Origin of the sequence: Sphingomonas sp. DC5200-1 (genome assembly GCF_049897245.1) — a bacterium.
GTDB classification, from domain to species: Bacteria; Pseudomonadota; Alphaproteobacteria; order Sphingomonadales; family Sphingomonadaceae; genus Sphingomonas; species Sphingomonas aquatilis.
Window position 1 is genome coordinate 1 of sequence record NZ_JAFCVW010000009.1, and the last position, 16,411, is coordinate 16,411.

At 61.8% G+C, this 16,411-nt stretch carries 18 protein-coding genes; 15 read left to right on the top strand and 3 right to left on the bottom strand.

What is annotated here, in order from left to right; all coding sequences use genetic code 11:
• The 3 genes from ACP7A3_RS16695 to ACP7A3_RS16705 all read left to right on the top strand — a co-directional run.
• Positions 1-685: CorA family divalent cation transporter (locus ACP7A3_RS16695; protein ID WP_426256724.1), on the top strand; the 685-nt coding region annotated here is incomplete at its 5' end.
• 88 nt (positions 686-773) lie between these two features.
• Complete coding sequence (locus ACP7A3_RS16700) at positions 774-1,346, top strand: hypothetical protein (protein ID WP_197939355.1); 573 nt, start codon at positions 774-776, stop codon at positions 1,344-1,346.
• Positions 1,347-1,424: 78 nt separating this feature from the next.
• Positions 1,425-1,874: a hypothetical protein gene (locus tag ACP7A3_RS16705; RefSeq protein ID WP_197939354.1), complete on the top strand. Its 450-nt coding sequence runs from the start codon at positions 1,425-1,427 to the stop codon at positions 1,872-1,874.
• 18 nt (positions 1,875-1,892) lie between these two features.
• On the opposite strand, the gene ACP7A3_RS16710 is transcribed toward ACP7A3_RS16705, so the two are convergent.
• From ACP7A3_RS16710 to ACP7A3_RS16720, 3 genes are all read right to left on the bottom strand, one after another.
• Positions 1,893-3,098 (bottom strand): MFS transporter, encoded by a 1,206-nt coding sequence (locus ACP7A3_RS16710; RefSeq protein ID WP_232252463.1) that lies wholly within the window; start codon positions 3,096-3,098, stop codon positions 1,893-1,895.
• A 169-nt stretch (positions 3,099-3,267) separates the two neighbouring features.
• The gene (locus ACP7A3_RS16715; protein WP_197939353.1) at positions 3,268-3,756 is read right to left on the bottom strand and encodes a DM13 domain-containing protein; all 489 of its coding nucleotides are present in this window, start codon (positions 3,754-3,756) and stop codon (positions 3,268-3,270) included.
• Between the two features lie 3 nt (positions 3,757-3,759).
• Positions 3,760-4,233, bottom strand: a complete 474-nt coding sequence (locus tag ACP7A3_RS16720) for a peroxiredoxin family protein (RefSeq protein ID WP_197939352.1) — start codon at positions 4,231-4,233, stop codon at positions 3,760-3,762.
• Between the two features lie 263 nt (positions 4,234-4,496).
• Between ACP7A3_RS16720 and ACP7A3_RS16725 the strand changes: the two genes are divergently transcribed.
• From ACP7A3_RS16725 to ACP7A3_RS16780, 12 genes are all read left to right on the top strand, one after another.
• Positions 4,497-5,426: a VPGUxxT family thioredoxin-like (seleno)protein, type 2 gene (locus ACP7A3_RS16725; protein ID WP_232252462.1), complete on the top strand. Its 930-nt coding sequence runs from the start codon at positions 4,497-4,499 to the stop codon at positions 5,424-5,426.
• A gap of 275 nt (positions 5,427-5,701) precedes the next feature.
• Complete coding sequence (locus ACP7A3_RS16730; protein WP_426256722.1) at positions 5,702-6,337, top strand: sulfite oxidase-like oxidoreductase; 636 nt, start codon at positions 5,702-5,704, stop codon at positions 6,335-6,337.
• Positions 6,330-7,076, top strand: coding sequence for a ferredoxin reductase (locus ACP7A3_RS16735; RefSeq protein ID WP_084280940.1), 747 nt, complete (start codon positions 6,330-6,332; stop codon positions 7,074-7,076). The genes ACP7A3_RS16730 and ACP7A3_RS16735 overlap by 8 nt, the downstream gene beginning before the upstream one ends.
• A gap of 31 nt (positions 7,077-7,107) precedes the next feature.
• Complete coding sequence (locus tag ACP7A3_RS16740; protein ID WP_066778597.1) at positions 7,108-8,373, top strand: thiolase family protein; 1,266 nt, start codon at positions 7,108-7,110, stop codon at positions 8,371-8,373.
• Positions 8,374-8,388: 15 nt separating this feature from the next.
• Entirely contained in the window at positions 8,389-9,459 is a 1,071-nt protein-coding gene (locus ACP7A3_RS16745; RefSeq protein ID WP_084280937.1) for an NADP-dependent oxidoreductase, read from the top strand.
• A gap of 111 nt (positions 9,460-9,570) precedes the next feature.
• The gene (locus ACP7A3_RS16750; protein WP_084280932.1) at positions 9,571-11,238 is read left to right on the top strand and encodes a sensor histidine kinase; all 1,668 of its coding nucleotides are present in this window, start codon (positions 9,571-9,573) and stop codon (positions 11,236-11,238) included.
• Between the two features lie 13 nt (positions 11,239-11,251).
• Positions 11,252-11,614, top strand: a complete 363-nt coding sequence (locus tag ACP7A3_RS16755) for a response regulator (protein ID WP_426256721.1) — start codon at positions 11,252-11,254, stop codon at positions 11,612-11,614.
• Between the two features lie 115 nt (positions 11,615-11,729).
• Positions 11,730-13,463 carry a cytochrome c biogenesis protein DipZ gene (locus tag ACP7A3_RS16760; protein ID WP_084280971.1) on the top strand — a complete coding sequence of 578 codons (1,734 nt, stop codon included), beginning with the start codon at positions 11,730-11,732 and terminating at the stop codon, positions 13,461-13,463.
• A 60-nt stretch (positions 13,464-13,523) separates the two neighbouring features.
• Positions 13,524-13,796 (top strand): glutaredoxin 3, encoded by a 273-nt coding sequence (gene grxC / locus ACP7A3_RS16765; protein WP_084280927.1) that lies wholly within the window; start codon positions 13,524-13,526, stop codon positions 13,794-13,796.
• Positions 13,797-13,840: 44 nt separating this feature from the next.
• The gene (locus ACP7A3_RS16770) at positions 13,841-14,122 is read left to right on the top strand and encodes a DUF427 domain-containing protein (protein WP_084280925.1); all 282 of its coding nucleotides are present in this window, start codon (positions 13,841-13,843) and stop codon (positions 14,120-14,122) included.
• 27 nt (positions 14,123-14,149) lie between these two features.
• Positions 14,150-15,907 (top strand): arginine--tRNA ligase, encoded by a 1,758-nt coding sequence (gene argS, locus ACP7A3_RS16775; RefSeq protein WP_197939350.1) that lies wholly within the window; start codon positions 14,150-14,152, stop codon positions 15,905-15,907.
• Between the two features lie 128 nt (positions 15,908-16,035).
• The gene (locus tag ACP7A3_RS16780; protein WP_084280919.1) at positions 16,036-16,302 is read left to right on the top strand and encodes a hypothetical protein; all 267 of its coding nucleotides are present in this window, start codon (positions 16,036-16,038) and stop codon (positions 16,300-16,302) included.
• Positions 16,303-16,411: the final 109 nt, after the last annotated feature.

The window sequence follows — 16,411 nt, forward strand, 5'->3', positions numbered from 1 at the left end:
CTTCATCGTCATCCCCGCAAAGGGGGCGACATCATCTCGGAATCAGGGGGCGAGTAATTCTCGGAACAGGGGGGCGGCATCATTTCGGAATGAGGGGGCGGCTTCCCTCGGAATCAGCAGCGTCGACTACGTCCTGCATGCGATCCTGCATCGGATTGTCGATCAGTACCTGCCGATCTTCGAGATGATCGAAGACGACGTTTTGGCTATGGAACGTCGATCACTGGACGACTTCCTGGGCCGCGAAGAGATCGCTCGCATCTTCGGCCTGAGGTGTGAACTGACCAGGTTTCAGCGCATGCTGGGAGCGATGGCCGAGCTTGTGCGCAAGCTCGTGAGGGGACACTTCCCCTGCATCAGTGCCGAGGTTCGACCGTACTTTAACGATGTCGCAGACCACGTTTCGCGTGTGCAGGCAATGGTAGACGGCCTCCTGCAGGTTCTGTCCACCGTCTTTGAATTCAGTAGCCTGCTTGAAGCGCAGCGGATCGGGGTGATCACCCGGCAACTCGCCGCGTGGGCCGCGATACTCGCCGTACCCACGGCCATCGCCGGCATATACGGGATGAACTTCAAGCACATGCCGGAACTCGAGACAGCTTATGGCTACTTCGTCGTTCTCGGGGTGATGACGTTGTTCTGCCTCTTCCTGTTCGTCCGCTTCAAGAAGTCAAAGTGGCTGTGAGGATCGCGTCTGGCGCCTTCCGTGATCGCGGCCAAAGCGCAGTTCTCGCTAGGACTGCTCCAATCAAACGTGAGCTAAAGGTGCATTGATGAAGAGTCAGGTGACAGACGTCCTACAGGAGGTGCAGTCATTCGTCGCGAAGGGCTATGATCGCGAATATCGCATCAAAGACGGGCGCCTGTTCGATCTTGAGCTTGGATCAACGCTGGATGCCTGCACGATACAAGTGGATGCAGCCTTGCGCTTGGAAAGTGGCGACAATGCGGGAGATGCATCGAACATCTATGCGATCACCGATCCCGCAACCCAGCACAGAGGGCTGCTGATCGATGCCTTCGATGTTTTCGACGAGATCTGCCACCGTGACTTGGCAGAGCGTCTGCTCGAGCGCCGCGAGACGACGCCAACAGGCGATGAAGATGTTCCGAGTAAGCATGGTCTCCGCAAGGTTTACAAAGCTGAGTTCGAGAGCGATCCCGAGCGTTACGTCCTGCGCGAAGGCTTTCCGGATTTTCCTGCCTGTCCATTCGGCGGCGCCTTCAGCATCCTCGGCTTCGACACGGCAGAGCAAACCTACGTTTGGCTGGTCACAAGTATCATTCGCGACCCGCGGCTAATCCGCATTCCGTATCAGGGTGAAGACGTGATCACAGACGAATGATGTGAACGGCGAGCAGGGCACCGTCGAGCCGGTCACTGCGCTGTCAGAATGTAAGTTAACGAACCTAACGAGGTGATGATGGACTGGAACAAGGATCACGTCCGGGAAACGATGCTCTCGCTCGAAACGGCTGCCTTACACGGTGCTCGCGAGAATTACCTGGACTACGTTTCCACTGCTCGTCTCGATCGGAGCGAGCCGATCGAGAACGATGAACAGGCGCAAGCTGAAGTCGCGAGCGATCTTGCAGAGGCGCTCGACGACACGCTCCATGATTATGCCGACAAGCTCGACAAGCTTAGGACGATCGACTTCGGACCGAAGTCTGCCGTCGCAGAAGGTGCCCTGGTCAAGCTATCGGGGCGCTACTTCGTGATCGCCGTTTCAACGAGCAAATTCGTGTGCCACGGACAGGAGCTCATGGGGATCTCCACGATGGCGCCGATCTATGAAGCCATCGAAGGGGCTCGACCCGGAGAGACGGTGAAATTCAAGGGCCGGAACCTTTTGGTCGAGGAGGTCGCGTAGGATGTTGTCCGGGCATTCCTAGCTCATACCGCGCTCATCCCTGTCGTTCGCTTGTACCATCGCGTCAAGCGAACCCGTGATCATCGGTGTGCTCGGGCAGCGCGTGGCCTTCGCTGCCGCGGTGCGGACGGGGCATCCACGGACGATTGCCAGCACTGACAGGATGGTCAGAAGCGCTGCAGCGTACAGGAAGAGACCGCCAGGACCCGCGAGGCTGATCGCGGCTCCTCCGATCAAAGGTCCCACCGCAGTCCCCACACCGTTGATGAGCAGAAGACCACGCGCGGTGCCTAGCAGCTGTCCAGCCGGAAGATTGTCGTTCGCGATCGCCACGCACAACGAGTAAATCGGAATGCCGAACCCGCCGAAGAGCGCGCCTGCGACGAGAAGCAGGGGCAGGGGGGCTTCGGTCGCCAGCGCCACGCCGGCTGCCGCCACTGCAGACGCCAAGGCGGCGCCGGCGATGATCAGATTGCGAGGCACCCGGTCAGAAAGCCAGCCGAGTGGCCATTGCAATGCAAGGGTTCCCCCAAGGACACTGGCCATGAACGCGGAGATGCCGCCGATGTCGAGTCCGATACTTTGCGCGAAACTCGGACCCAACCCCCAGAATCCGCCGATGGCCAGGCCGGCCAGGAACACTCCGAATGTAGCTAAAGGGGAGACTGACAAGAGATCCCGAAACGCGACTGGTTCCAGTGTCACCTCGGCTGGCGAGTGGCTTGGCAGAAGCGTAATAGGGACGACAGCCGCCGAGATCAGGACGGAGACGATAAGGAACAAGGCCATCCCTGCTGGGGGAGCTACGTTGAGGAGCGCTTGTCCAAGGGCCCATGAGCCCATGGATACAACGCCGAAGATCGACAGGAGCTGCCCGCGCGTCGAGGGCACCGCGTGCGCGTTAAGCCAGCTCTCGGTCGACAGGATCATGCCGGCGTAAGCGAAGCCGGTGACCATGCGCAGGGGCATCCATGCCCACGGTTCCACCAGCACGGCGTGGAGAAGGGCAGTGATCGATGCGACGGCCGCAAAGCCGGCGAACGTCCTTACGTGGCCAACGGATACGATGATGCGCGGCAGCACTAGTGCACCGATAGTGAAGCCTGAGAAGTAGGCGGACATCATCGCGCCGATGCTGCCGCTGGAAAACTCCTCCTGCCCAGCCCGGACGATCAGCAGCGTGCCCAGCAGGCCGTTGCCCAGCATGAGGAAGGCGACGCTCATAAGCAGAGCCGCCACTGGCGCAAGAACGAGACCGCGCGTGCAAGCCACCCTGAGCGATTTCATCGTGGAGGGCATGAGCTACCCTGACCCTCTTTTCTCTTCTCCGCACTGCACCGCAGGGTGCTAAAGATCACCGCAGCGAGCTTGCGACGTTGGTATCCTTCGAGCCTCATGAGCCTGTTGCGGGTCGTTGATATTCAGCGGCGCTGATGAAGCGGTCGAAAGACTCGCACCAAATCACGACGGTGGTGAATGCGGCGACGTCGATGTCGGGCGCGACGGAGATGATGAAGCCATCGAAGGTTTTTACGTCACCGACACGGCGGGACATGTGCTTGATCGCGAGAAACTCGTCTTTGGTGCGCACGAAGTGCGGGGCGAGGTAGAGCTTGTAATCGGGGCCAGGGGATAGGCGGCCGATATGCGCTATCTGGTCGCGCGACACCCTCACGGTGCCGTCGCCCCGATGAACGAAATCGCTGCCCTTCAGACTACGCTTAAATTGCCCAGTGTAGAGCGCCTGTGTCACGGCCGATGCTAAGGCAGCTGCATCTGGCGCAGGCGGTGCCGTCAGGATCGGCAGAGCGTAAATACCGGCAGCAAACCCCAGTGCCAGCATCGCGACGTGGGTAGTGGCAAGGATGAGCCAGCGACGCATCGATCAAGCTCGATCCAGATGTGCCACCAGCTTGTCCGCGTCCAAATGAAAGTCCGAGAATACTACCGTCCCGCGGGCATCGATCACGCTGAACCAGGGCGTGCCACGAGTGTGGTAATCCTCCATGAACGTCGGGAGCCGCGCGCCCTCCATCAGCGGATCATGGCCGAATGGCACCGGAAGCCCATACTGCGACTGGTTTGGTCGCAGCTTTTCGAAGGTGTTCTCCTGCTCTCCCTCAAACACTGTTTGAATCACCGCGAAACCGACGCCTCGCTTCGCCAAGCCGGCATGGAGCCGCTGTAGCGTGGGAAAGCCGTGCACATGACAGCCGCGGCACCAATGCTGAAACGCGAAGAGGATCTTCGGTCCTAGCCCAAGATCGGAGAGCGTGACGGGAGTGTCCAGCTGCTTGCCGTCCGCTCCGATCCATTCTCTAACACGAAGTTCAGGGGCAAACTGTTCGACGTCGGTCATGACGAGATTCCTATCCTCCGAATGCCCGTCAACACCTGGAGTATAACGAAGACCGGCCCTCGGCCGAACTCGTAGTGATCCATCTCCGCTTTTGATCTGGAGATCCTGGTGCACTGTGTTCTAGGGCATCAAACTCAACCCGGGCGGTGGGTACTATGAAGCTTGCGCATGCGCCTTTCCAATAGCTGGAGAGTATAGTTTCCATGTATGCGGGGCGGTGGCCGGTGATTTGGATTTCACCTCACTACATAGTGGGCATGACAATGACTGGAGTTTCGCATCGCGACCATCGCGAGCTTGGCGACGTCCCATGGCTGCGCGGCTACGACCACGGCATGGCGCTCGCCTCCGCGCAAGGCAAACCGGTGCTGCTGCTGTTTCAGGAAGTGCCGGGTTGCTCGACGTGCGTGCACTTCGGGCAGGACGTTCTTACGCATCCGCTCATGGTAGAGCTGATCACCGACCGGTTCGTGCCGGTGGCGATCTTCAACAACCATCCTGGAGCGGATGCCAAAATCCTGCGCCTCTATGGCGAGCGATCCTGGAACAATCCGGTCATGCGGTTTCTCCGACCCGATGGCGCCGAGCTGCTGCCGCGCTTGGCCGATCGCTACGATCCGCTCGGGCTGCATGAAAAGCTCAGCGCCGTTTTGCAGATGTTCGACGGTGATGTCCCGTCGTACTTCCGTTTGCTCGGCCGCGACTTGCTGATCGAGAGTGGCCTCACCGAAAACGCTGTCTACATGACGCCCTGTTTCTGGTCGGGCGAGACAAGCCTTGCACAGCATCCAGCGGTGATCACGACCGATGCGGGCTGGGTGGATGGCGAGGAAGCGGTGCAGGTTCAATTCGATCCGAAGACGGTCACGCGGGCCGACTTGAACGCTTATGCTCGTGTAGAAGGCTTTGCACCGGCGGCGCCCGGCGGCTTCAGCGTGGATCGGGAGCCGCAATTCTACCTGCGTAAGAACATCGTCCGCCATCTGCCGCTGACGGCGGCGCAGCGAACTCAAATCAACCTGGCGCTGCCCTACCGCAGATCCATCCCCGAGTTGCTCAGCCCGTCGCAGGCCGCCTGGCTTGCCAATCCGCTTTTGCAGCGAGTGAGCAACGCAGAGACTTACCGCGAAGACATTCGCCATAGCTGGCCGGCGCGGAGGGCGCAGCTTGGTTCGGCTCGCAAAGCCGATTGATGTCGAAGGGTCTCAACGAAACTTAGGTTTGCGGTGGGCTCGGTGATCACGCGGAAATCGATGCCTTCGCGGCTATCGAAACTATAGTGACAGGGTATTGGGAAAGAGCGTTGCTCTAACGGTATAGTCGGAACGTACTCGTCACGGTTCCCGGCGGGTGACGTCTGTTAATACTGACAGAGCATCAGGTAACGAGTTTTCTCAAGATCCGTTTTCGAGCGGATCCGCGTGCGAAAAGTCCCTTGTCGCAGGAGTGTGAGCGGAAAACCAGGCCCGTGCTGTCGCGACGAGAAGGAGAGTCCGGCATGGTCACAAGAGGTTTTACCGGACGCGGATCGGGCGGGGATCAGTCCGGCCGTATCCCCCCTGGCCAGCATCTCGTCGACAACTTCCCGGTTCTCACAGCGGGACCGACGCCGAACATCGATACCTCGAAGTGGAACTTTACGGTCAAGGTCGGACCAAAACCGGCGAAGGTCTGGGACTGGAGCCAGTTCAACGCTCTGCCACAGACCAAGGTGAAGAAGGACATCCACTGCGTCACTTCGTGGTCCAAGCTGGACACGGCTTGGGAGGGCGTGCTGATCGAGGACATCCTGGCCGATGCTGGACTCGAGCGCCCGACCGATTTCGTGCTGGTGCATTCCTACGATGGCTATTCGACGAACGTCCCGCTGGCGGATCTGCTCGCCGATAAGGCGATGGTCGCGCTCAAATATGCAGGGCAGCCACTTCCGCGTGATCACGGTGGCCCAGCTCGGCTGCTCGTTCCGCACCTTTATTTTTGGAAGTCGGCCAAATGGGTGAAGGCGTTACAGTTCACGACGCGCGATGAAGCCGGTTTCTGGGAGCTGCGCGGCTATCACATCTACGGCGATCCATGGCGCGAGCAGCGGTACACGCATGATTGAGAGCGCTGTGCAGGCTGCGCTGTGGCAGAAATCCGTCGTTGAAAGAATCGTTCAGCAAACGCCGGCCATCAAGAGCTTCTCCCTCCGGTTGGGCAACCCATTCACTCATGTGGCGGGTCAGCACGTCGATGTGCGATTGACCGCCCCTGACGGCTACATGGCGATGCGCAGTTATTCGATCGCCTCACCACCTGATGGGTCAGGCATTGTTGAGCTCGCCATCGAACGCCTTCCGGACGGGGAGGTCTCGCCCTTTTTTCACGACGTGGCAGCGGTCGGTGACGAGATCGAACTTCGCGGGCCGCTTGGCGGACACTTCCTCTGGCCGCAGGACGCAGCTGGGCCTGTATTCTTGATCGGCGCAGGCTCGGGCCTGGTGCCGCTGATGGCGATGATACGACAGCGCCGCGTAGAGGCGCAGAATGTGCCGACGGCGTTGCTCCTATCGGCGCGCACCGCTCGCGACGTCCTGTACGCCAAAGAGCTCCAAGCCATCGAGTTCGATGATCCCGGCTTCGTGCTGTCGCTGGCGATCACGCGTGAAGCGCCGACGCGTGAAACCGACTTTGCGCGACGGATCGATGGCGCAATGGTCCAAGAGGTCATCACTCGCCTTCCCCGCACGCCTGCGCACGTCTTCGTCTGTGGTTCGAACGGCTTCGTGAACATCGCAACGGACGGCGCGCTGTTCGCCGGCCTGGACGCCGCGACAATCAAGACCGAGCGCTACGGTGGCTAACGGCGCAGATCCAGTGTCCCGGGAGACTATCATGAGCCGTTTCGCCAAACCCGTTTTCTTGGCTGCCGGTCTTCGGACCGCATTCGGTCGCGGGGGCGGAGCGCTGGCCACATACGATGCAATCTCGCTGTCTGTCCCGGTGGTACAGGCGATGGCCCAGCATGCCGAGCCCGACTTCGTCGTCTGGGGAACCGTGATACCGAACTTGGGCTGGAGCAATATCGCCCGCGAGGTCTGGCTCGACGCCAAGCTCAACCCGAGCGTGCCGGCATTCTCGGTCGTTCTCGCCTGCTCGACCAGCATGACTGCGACCTTCGCCGCTGCAGGCATGCTCGGCGGCGGAGCAGACCTGTCGCTAGTCGGCGGGGCCGAGGTCATGAGTCGACCCTCGCTTGCCCTGACGGCCGAGGCGTCCAAGCGGCTCACGGACCTCTTCGCAAAGGATGCAGGTGCCGCGCTGGCCGCGCTGCAGTCGCTTACCGTGCGGGACTACGTCCTGCCAACCAAGGGTTGGGCCAATCGCATCACCGGCCGTACGATGGGCGATCACATGGAGGAAACCGCCAAAGCCTGGAACATCTCGCGCGCGGCGCAGGACGATTGGGCGCTCAAGAGCCACCAGCGTGCAGTCGCTGGCTGGACTAACGGCTTTTTTGACGATCTCGTGGTCCCGCTTCCTGAGCTGACGCGCGACGCCAACCCGCGGGCCGATACGTCGATCGAGCGGCTCGCCGCGCTGAAGCCAGCCTTCGACCGGGATAGCGGGCTGGGGAGCATTACGGCCGGAAACAGCTCACCGATTACCGATGGCGCGGCTGGTTGCTGGGTCGCCAACGAAGCCGGCATTGCCAGACTGCCGACTGATACCCCGCACGTCCGGCTGGTCGATTACGAGGTGTCGGCCGTCGATCTTCATACCGAGGGACTGCTGATGGCGCCGTCCTATGGCATCCCGCGCCTCCTCTCACGGCATCGGCTCGGCTTCTCCGACATCGCGCTGTGGGAAATCCACGAGGCGTTTGCAGCACAGGTGCTGGCGAATGTCGCGGCCATCACCGATCCCGACTGGGTGCGCGCAAAGGCGGGTGTCGAGGCGGACATGGGCCCGTTCGATTGGGAGCGGGTCAACCCCATGGGTGGCTCAGTGGCGATCGGGCATCCGTTCGGCGCCACCGGCGCCCGCGACCTCAGCCAGGCGGTGAAAGAGCTGTGGGCGCTACCGGTCGGAGCACGCGCGATCGTCAGCATCTGCGCCGACGGTGGCCAGGGCACTGTCGCACTTCTCGAACGCGTTTGAGGGGAGACCTGAGAAGTGAAGGCTATTCGTTTCCATGAGTTCGGCGCGCCGAGCGTGCTTCGATACGAAGATGCGCCAAAGCCGGAGGTGAAGCCGGGTGAGGTGCTGGTCCGCGTATCGGCGGCCGGGATCAACCCGCCCGATTGGTATCTTCGGGAAGGATATGCGGAGCTGCCGCCCGAATGGCGGCCGGAGGTCGCATTCCCGGCGATCCCTGGGTCCGATGTGTCTGGCGTCGTCGAAACTGTTGCCGATGACGTGCAGGGTTTCACGCCGGGTGACGAAGTTTTCGGGATGATCCGCTTCCCAAGCTACGGCGACAGCCACGGATATGCGGAGTACGTATCCGCGCCATCATCTGATCTTGCCCTCAAACCGAACACGATCGATCACGTTCACGCCGCAGCGATTCCGATGTCTGGCCTGACCGCGTGGCAGTTCCTGATCGGGCTGGGTCACGACGAGCCTAATCCTTTGCAGCCAGATAGGCACCGGCCTGTCCCGCTCGCGGGCAAACGGGTCCTTATCAACGGCGCCGCGGGCGGGGTGGGGCACTTCGCAGTTCAGCTCGCCAAGCAGGGAGGTGCGCGGGTCATCGCCGTCGCATCCTCTCGGCACGCAAAGTTCCTGGTTGATCTCGGCGCTGACGAGTTCATCGATTACACGAAGACGGCGCCGGAGGATGTCGTGCGAGACGTCGATCTGGTGATCGATGCTGTTGGGGGCCCTGCGGCAGACCGCTTCCTGCGCACGCTCCGCAGCGGTGGCGCTCTGTTTCCAATTTTCCCGTTAGGCTTCGCAGGCCACGACGAAGCAGCCCGGCTCGGCGTGACCGTGTCGGCGACACAGGTGAGATCAAACGGCGCGCAGCTCGCGGAGCTCGGGCGGTTGCTTGCAAGTGGGGCGGTCCGCGTCGCAGTGGACAGCACCTATCCACTATCGCAAGCGGCTGCCGCGCATGAGCGCGCTGCGGCCGGGCACATCCAGGGAAAAATCGTGCTCACCGTCGATGGCGCAGAGCCGCATCCTCATCGAGCAACTTCTGCGTCCCAAACGACGTGGCCGCCGCGTCTGACCGGACACTGAGGTGAAGGCGCTAGCTCCACCCTTTGATTCAGACCGCCAGCAGCTCTGCGCTGTGTCAATGGGTGCTCGCGTCAGCGGTGCGACGCGGGGGGGGCTTCGCTCTCCGGAGCGATGCTCGGTATCGTCTCGCAGTTTCGCGCCCTCACAAAGCAACTTTTTGCTGGGAGGAGAGCAGTGGGACTGAGCGCTGGCACGACTGCCATGAGCGCGATTTCGCGCCCCAAGGCACTTGCGGACCTGATGGTCCTCGACACTCCCGCCGAGCAAGCGTTCGACGACCTTGTCTTTGTTGCGGCCAAGGCTTGCGGCGTGCCGATCGCGCTGATCACCCTTCTCGATGTCGATCGACAGTGGTTCAAGGCCAGGTACGGTCTAGATGTCCAGGAAACGGAGATCGAGCACTCTGTCTGCCGGATCGAGATCGATCGTGCAGAGATGCTGGAGATCGCGGACCTGACCGCCGATGGGCGCACAGATTGCAATCCGCTTGTTACAGGCGCCCGGCACTTCCGCTCATATGCCGGCGCTCCCCTCGTCCTTCGTTCCGGGGCCGTTGTCGGCAGACTGTGCGTCATCGACACCGCGCCTCGCCCGGAGGGGCTGAGCGAATTGGAAAGGTCGATGCTGCGGGCCCTCGCCAGGCTTGCCAGCGAGAATCTCGAACTTCGTCGTATCGCTAAGGTCAGCGAGCGTCAGACAGAGTTGCAGGTCGCGTTGGTCGAGATCGGCGAGATCATTCGCAACAGTGGCGACGCAGGGCAGATGGCCTTGGCGACCGCCGCCGTTGTCGGGCGGGTGCTGACCGCCGATCGCGCCGGACTGGGTTTGGTCGATGATGCTGTAGAGGTGCTTGACGTCGAACGTGACTGGACTGCTCCCGGTGTCCTCAGCGTCGCCGGCCGGCACGCGCTTGACGAGTATCACGGCTTGCAAGCTCCCCTCTCCAGCGGAGATCCACTTGTCGTATTCGATTCCCTTGCCGACGAACGGACACTGCCGAACCTAGCGCTCGCCTTGCGCAATGGGGTGCGCGCGCTTGTCGACGTGCCGGTGCGGGACCCCGGCCGGACGACCGCCCTGTTCTTCGTCCATTCGACACGGCCCAGGTACTGGCTAGCAGAGGAGATCGCGTTTCTCCGCAGCGTCGCCGATCGTCTTGAGGCGGGCGTGGCGCGCCATCGATCTGAGGAGCAGCAGCGCATTGTAAACGGGGAGATCGCGCACCGGCTCAAGAACACGTTGACCATGGTGCAGGCAATCGCGAGCCAGACGCTGCGATCAGCGACCGACCGTGAGTCCGTCTATGCTTTCGAACGCCGCCTGATGGCGTTGAGCGGCGCGCACGACGCTCTGCTCCATAATAGCTGGGCGCGGGCTGACCTCGCATCCATTGCGACAAATGCCATCGAGGCGATCGGCTTCATGGATCGCGTCAGTATGAACGGCCCGCCGGTTGCGCTTGGAGCACAGGCAGCCTTGTCTTTCTCCTTAATCGTGCACGAGCTCCTAACAAACGCCTGCAAGTACGGGGCTCTCAAGGGCGACAGTGGAGAAGTATCGCTGACATGGGAAATCAAGAGCGACGGTGATGAAGCTGGCCTCATGATCAAGTGGCGCGAACGGGGTGGACCTCTTGTCATCCCACCGGCGCGCCGCGGCTTCGGCTCCAAGCTCATCAGCATCGGTCTAGTCGGGACTGGCGGTGTGGATACTCGTTACGATCCGGAGGGGTTTGAGGCCGACTTGCGAGCGCCGATCCGCCATCTGGCAAAGGGCTGACGTAGGAATGCGTATGATCATCAGGCCGATAATTCTCGTCGTGGAAGACGAGCCAATCGTCCGGCTGTTCGCTTCGGACATAATCGAAGAGGCTGGCTTCGAAGTGCTTCAGGCGGCGGACGCCACCGACGCGATCAGCACCTTGGAAGAGCGCTCAGATGTCCGCGTCGTATTTACGGACGTGGATATGCCTGGCGGGATGGATGGCATCATGCTGGCGATCTGCATTCGCGAGCGCTGGCCCGACATCCAGGTTATCATCACGTCAGGACGACCTTGGCCGCAGGAAACCAAACTGCCGAAAAACATGGTCTTCTTCCCGAAGCCGTATCGTCAGGACCGGGTGTTGGAGACGGTCCGGAAGATGGCGGCATGATAATTCGCGCCTGCGTATTGCGCATCGACGCCGCCGAGCGTCCGAGTACCATTAGACAGCGGGCCTCTCACGACCCGAAACCCAGGCTGTTTCCATGGTCGGGGAGGGATCGCCCGTGCTGCTGCTGATCCTCTCTTACCTCGCCGGCGCGCTGACCATCATCAGCCCATGCATCCTGCCGGTGCTCCCGTTCGTGTTCGCGCGAGCGGGTCAACCGTTCATGCGCAGTGGTCTGCCGCTCCTATTGGGGATGGCGGTGACATTCGCCGGAGTGGCCACGTTGGCAGCAGTCGGCGGCAGCTGGGCCGTACAGGCGAACAGCCTCGGAAGAGCGGTAGCGCTGCTGATACTGGGCGTGTTTGGACTGCTGCTGGCGTTCCCCGCGCTCGCCGATCGCGCCACCAGACCGATCGTCAGGCTCGGCGCCCGGCTCACGGAAGCTGCCGGACCAGAGCGGACTGGTGATAGTTTCTGGGCATCACTGCTCCTCGGGGTAGCCACCGGTCTTCTTTGGGCGCCGTGCGCCGGACCGATACTGGGGTTGGTACTGACCGGAGCCGCGTTGAACGGCGCCACTATCGGCACTTCGCTGCTGCTGCTGGCTTATGCCGCTGGTGCGGCAACATCGCTCGCGCTGGCGCTGCTCATCGGCGGACGTGTGTTCGCTGCGATGAAACGGTCGATCCGTGTGGGAGACTGGTTCCGCCGCTCTCTGGGCGCGCTAGTGCTTCTTGCAGTAATCGCCATTGCTCTGGGCCTCGACACGGGCTTATTGACCAAGCTGTCGCTCGCCGGAACGTCCACCGTCGAACAAAGACTCCTGGACAGCTTCCGGGTAGACGATCGTTTGGGGCAGACCAGCACTCTTGGGGATGGTCCGCTCGAAATCGAAGGGGAATTGCCACCGCTCACGGGCGCAACGAGTTGGCTGAATTCTGCGCCGCTCACGCGCGAGACGTTGCGCGGCAAGGTCGTCCTGGTCGATTTCTGGACCTATAGCTGCATCAACTGCCTGCGGACGCTGCCCTACGTAAAAGCCTGGGAGCAGAAATATCGGGCGGCCGGGCTGGTAGTGATCGGGGTTCACGCCCCCGAGTTCGCTTTCGAGAAGGATCCTGACAACGTCGCGAAAGCCGCGCGTGACTTAGGCGTCACCTATCCCGTAGCGCTCGATAACAATCACGCGATCTGGCGCGCCTTTGACAACCGTTACTGGCCGGCCCACTACTTCATCGATGGTCGCGGCCGCGTCCGATACCATCATTTTGGCGAGGGAAATTACGCCGAATCCGAGAAGGTCATCCAGCGGCTTCTTGCCGAAAATGGCCACGCGGTCGGCGACATGCGAACTGTATCGGTGCGCACTGCGGGATCCTCTGCCGCAGCGAGCTGGAACGATGTACGCTCACCCGAGACCTACCTGGGCTATGTGCGTGGCGAGCGTTTCACGTCACCGGGGGGCTTCGTGCGCGAGACCGCGCATGACTATGTCGCGCCGCCTCAGTTGCCCCTGAACGCCTGGGCGCTTTCCGGACGCTGGCTTGCAGGGTCGGAACATGCCTCGTCACAATCCGCCGGGGCCCGCATCGTCTACCGGTTCCATGCCCGCGACGTCCACCTTGTGCTCGGCCCTTCCGCTACGGGCCGACGGGTCCGGTTCCGCGTCACGATCGACGGCAAGCCACCCGCTAGCGATCATGGCTCGGACATCGACGACGCCGGAAACGGCACGATCGAGGGACAAAGACTCTACCAGCTCGTACGGCAGAAGGGCGCCGTTCGCGAGCGCACGTTCGCGATCGAGTTCCTCGATCCCGGCGCTCTGGGTTTTGCCTTCACCTTTGGCTGAGTCTGTTAGGTTTCAGCCGTTGCAATCCATCCCAACTACGTATGATCGGAGACGAGAGCCATGACGCCAAAGATTCTCATCTTTACGACCAACTGGTGCCCCTTTTGCCGGCGCGCGAAAGCACTGTTCACCGAAAAGGGTGTGAAATGGACTGAACACGACATCGAGGATGATCCTGCTCAGCGGCAGGCGATGGAGGAAGCGACAGGACGGAGCACCGTTCCGCAGATCTTCATCAACGGCAAGCACATCGGGGGCTCTGATGACCTTTTGGAGCTCGATGCCAAAGGCGAGCTCGACAAGCTTCTCGCCGGCGAGGTCTCCGCCACCTGATCAATGGTGCCGCTCAGCCAACCGATAGAGCGAAGGAGCGCACAATGGTTTCTGCAGTTTGGAACGACGCCACTATCGCCGCGAGCGACAAGACCGTGATTGTCGACGGCAATCACTACTTTCCGCCCGAAGCCGTCGATCATACTCGGCTCGAGGGAAGCGATCATTCGTCCGTCTGTCCGGTAAAGGGTCGGGCGCGCTATTATCACGTTCGGGTGGGCGAAGAGTGCAACCTGAATGCGGCTTGGGCCTACCCCAACCCGACACCAAGAGCCGAAGCGATCAGAGATCATGTCGCTTTCTGGAAGGGCGTTGAGGTTGCGTAGCAAGCTCCGCGCCGGGGGCGGCCGCTGATGCCGGCAGCGCTTCACGCTCGCGTCTCCGAACACGTCGGGCGGGCGCTCGACGGGCTGGAAACGTCTGGCGAGCTGCCGACCGGTCTCGCACGGAGCGGCGTGACTGTGGAAGCGCCGCATGACGCTGCGCACGGCGACCTGTCGACCAACGCTGCGATGGTGATGGGGAAGCGCGCCGGGGTCCCGCCGCGGCAGCTCGCCGAGGCGCTGGCCAGCCGGCTGGCGGCGCTCGAGGAAGTGACAAGCGTCGACGTCGCCGGGCCGGGCTTCGTCAATCTGCGGGTGACCGATGACGCATGGCGGGACGAGCTGGCGGCGATCGCACATGCGGGCGAGCGATATGGCAGTTCGGACACTGGTGCCGGCAAAACGGTGAACGTCGAATATGTCTCGGCTAATCCGACCGGCCCGATGCATGTGGGGCATTGCCGCGGAGCGGTCGTCGGGGACGCGCTGGCGAACCTGCTGGTGTTCACCGGGCACCGCGTAATCCGCGAGTACTACGTCAACGATGCCGGCGGACAGGTGGACGTCCTCGGGAGATCCGCCCACCTTCGCTACCTCGAGGCGCTGGGCGAAAGTATCGGCGACATCCCGGAGGGCCTGTATCCGGGCGACTATCTTAAGCCCGTGGGCCAGACCTTGGCTTCGGACTTCGGCGACCGCTACCGACATGCCCCGCAGGCCGCGTGGCTTCCGATCTTCCGCTCGCACGCCGTGGCAGCGATGATGGAGACGATCCGCGCGGACCTTACGTTGCTGGGCGTTCGCCATGACCGCTTCGCATCGGAGGCCGAACTTCTCGAAGCGGGACGGCCCGCCGCCGCCGAGGCTTGGCTGCGCGAGCGCGGCCTGATCTATGATGGCGTGCTTGACCCGCCCAAGGGAGAAACCCCGGAGGACTGGCAACCGATCGAGCTGCCGCTGTTCCGCTCGACGCTCTTTGGCGATGATCAGGACCGGCCGATCCGCAAGGCAGATGGAAGCTGGACCTACTTCGGCGTCGACCTCGCCTACCACTTCGAGAAGGCACGCGACGCCGATGAGATGATCGACGTCTGGGGTGCGGATCATGCCGGCACGGTGAAGCGCATCGTCGCAGCTACCGATGCCCTCACCGAAGGGCGCAAGCGCTTCGACGTCAAGCTGGTGCAGATTGTTCGGCTGCTTCGCGAAGGCGAGCCGGTAAAGATGTCGAAGCGTGCAGGCAACTTCGTGACCCTCGCGGATGTGGTGAAAGAGGTCGGCAAGGATGTCGTTCGTTTCACCATGCTCACCCGCAAGGCGGAGGCGCCAATGGACTTCGACTTCGCGAAGGCGGTCGAGGCGTCGCGTGATAATCCGGTCTTCTATGTTCACTACGCGTACGCGCGCATACATTCGCTTTCTCGACGAGCAATCGAGGCCAAGATCGACTTGAGCGCTGAGCCCGACCTTTCCCTCTTAGACGGTCGGGATTTGATCCTAGTCAAGCTGATGGCCCAGTTTCCGCGAGTAGTGGAGGCGGCCGCGTCAGCGCGCGAACCGCATCGGATCGCCTTCTTCCTCGCCGATCTGGCGGCGGCTTTCCACGCGCTGTGGAATGCCGGATCCGATGATCCGGCACGCCGCTTCATCCGCGACGATAACGCGCCGCTCAGCCGCGTACGGCTCTTCTTGGCAGCTGCCGTCGGACAGAGCATCCGCAATGGCTTGGCGCTGATGGGCGTCGAGCCGATGCAGCAGATGCCTCGGAACGACGTTGATTTCGGTTAAGCGGATGGGTTCGCTGCGCAGCGGTTGGGTAAGCCGGGTGGCTGGCTGGTCGGCGGTCATGCTGCGGATCGGCACCGTTCTTGCTCGCCGAACGAGGGCCATCTTCGGTTATGCACTCGCCGCCTGAAATGGAGAAAGCCGCCTTTGAGGCAGCGTTGGAACGGCTGCCAAGCGGCTACAGTGAAGGCGTCTTTGACGGCTACCGCTACGGCGTGACCGTCAAGCGATCTGACGACGGTCGGCGAAACAGTCTGTTTGCGAGAGATCTCGCCGCCACCGATATCGTAAGCTTCAACCTGTACCGCCTGGAAAGCGGCGAGACATTTCTCAGACCCTGCGAAATGTCCTCAGACAAGGTAGTGAAGTTCGTGCTCGGCTTCACGCCCTCAGAATAGCCTCGTGTCGAGTTCTGTTTAGCCACTGCCATGAGTGTTTTGCTCGCAGCCTCCGTAACGTCAGGCTATCGAAACTATAGCCGCGAGTCATTGGACTTAGACCTTGGGC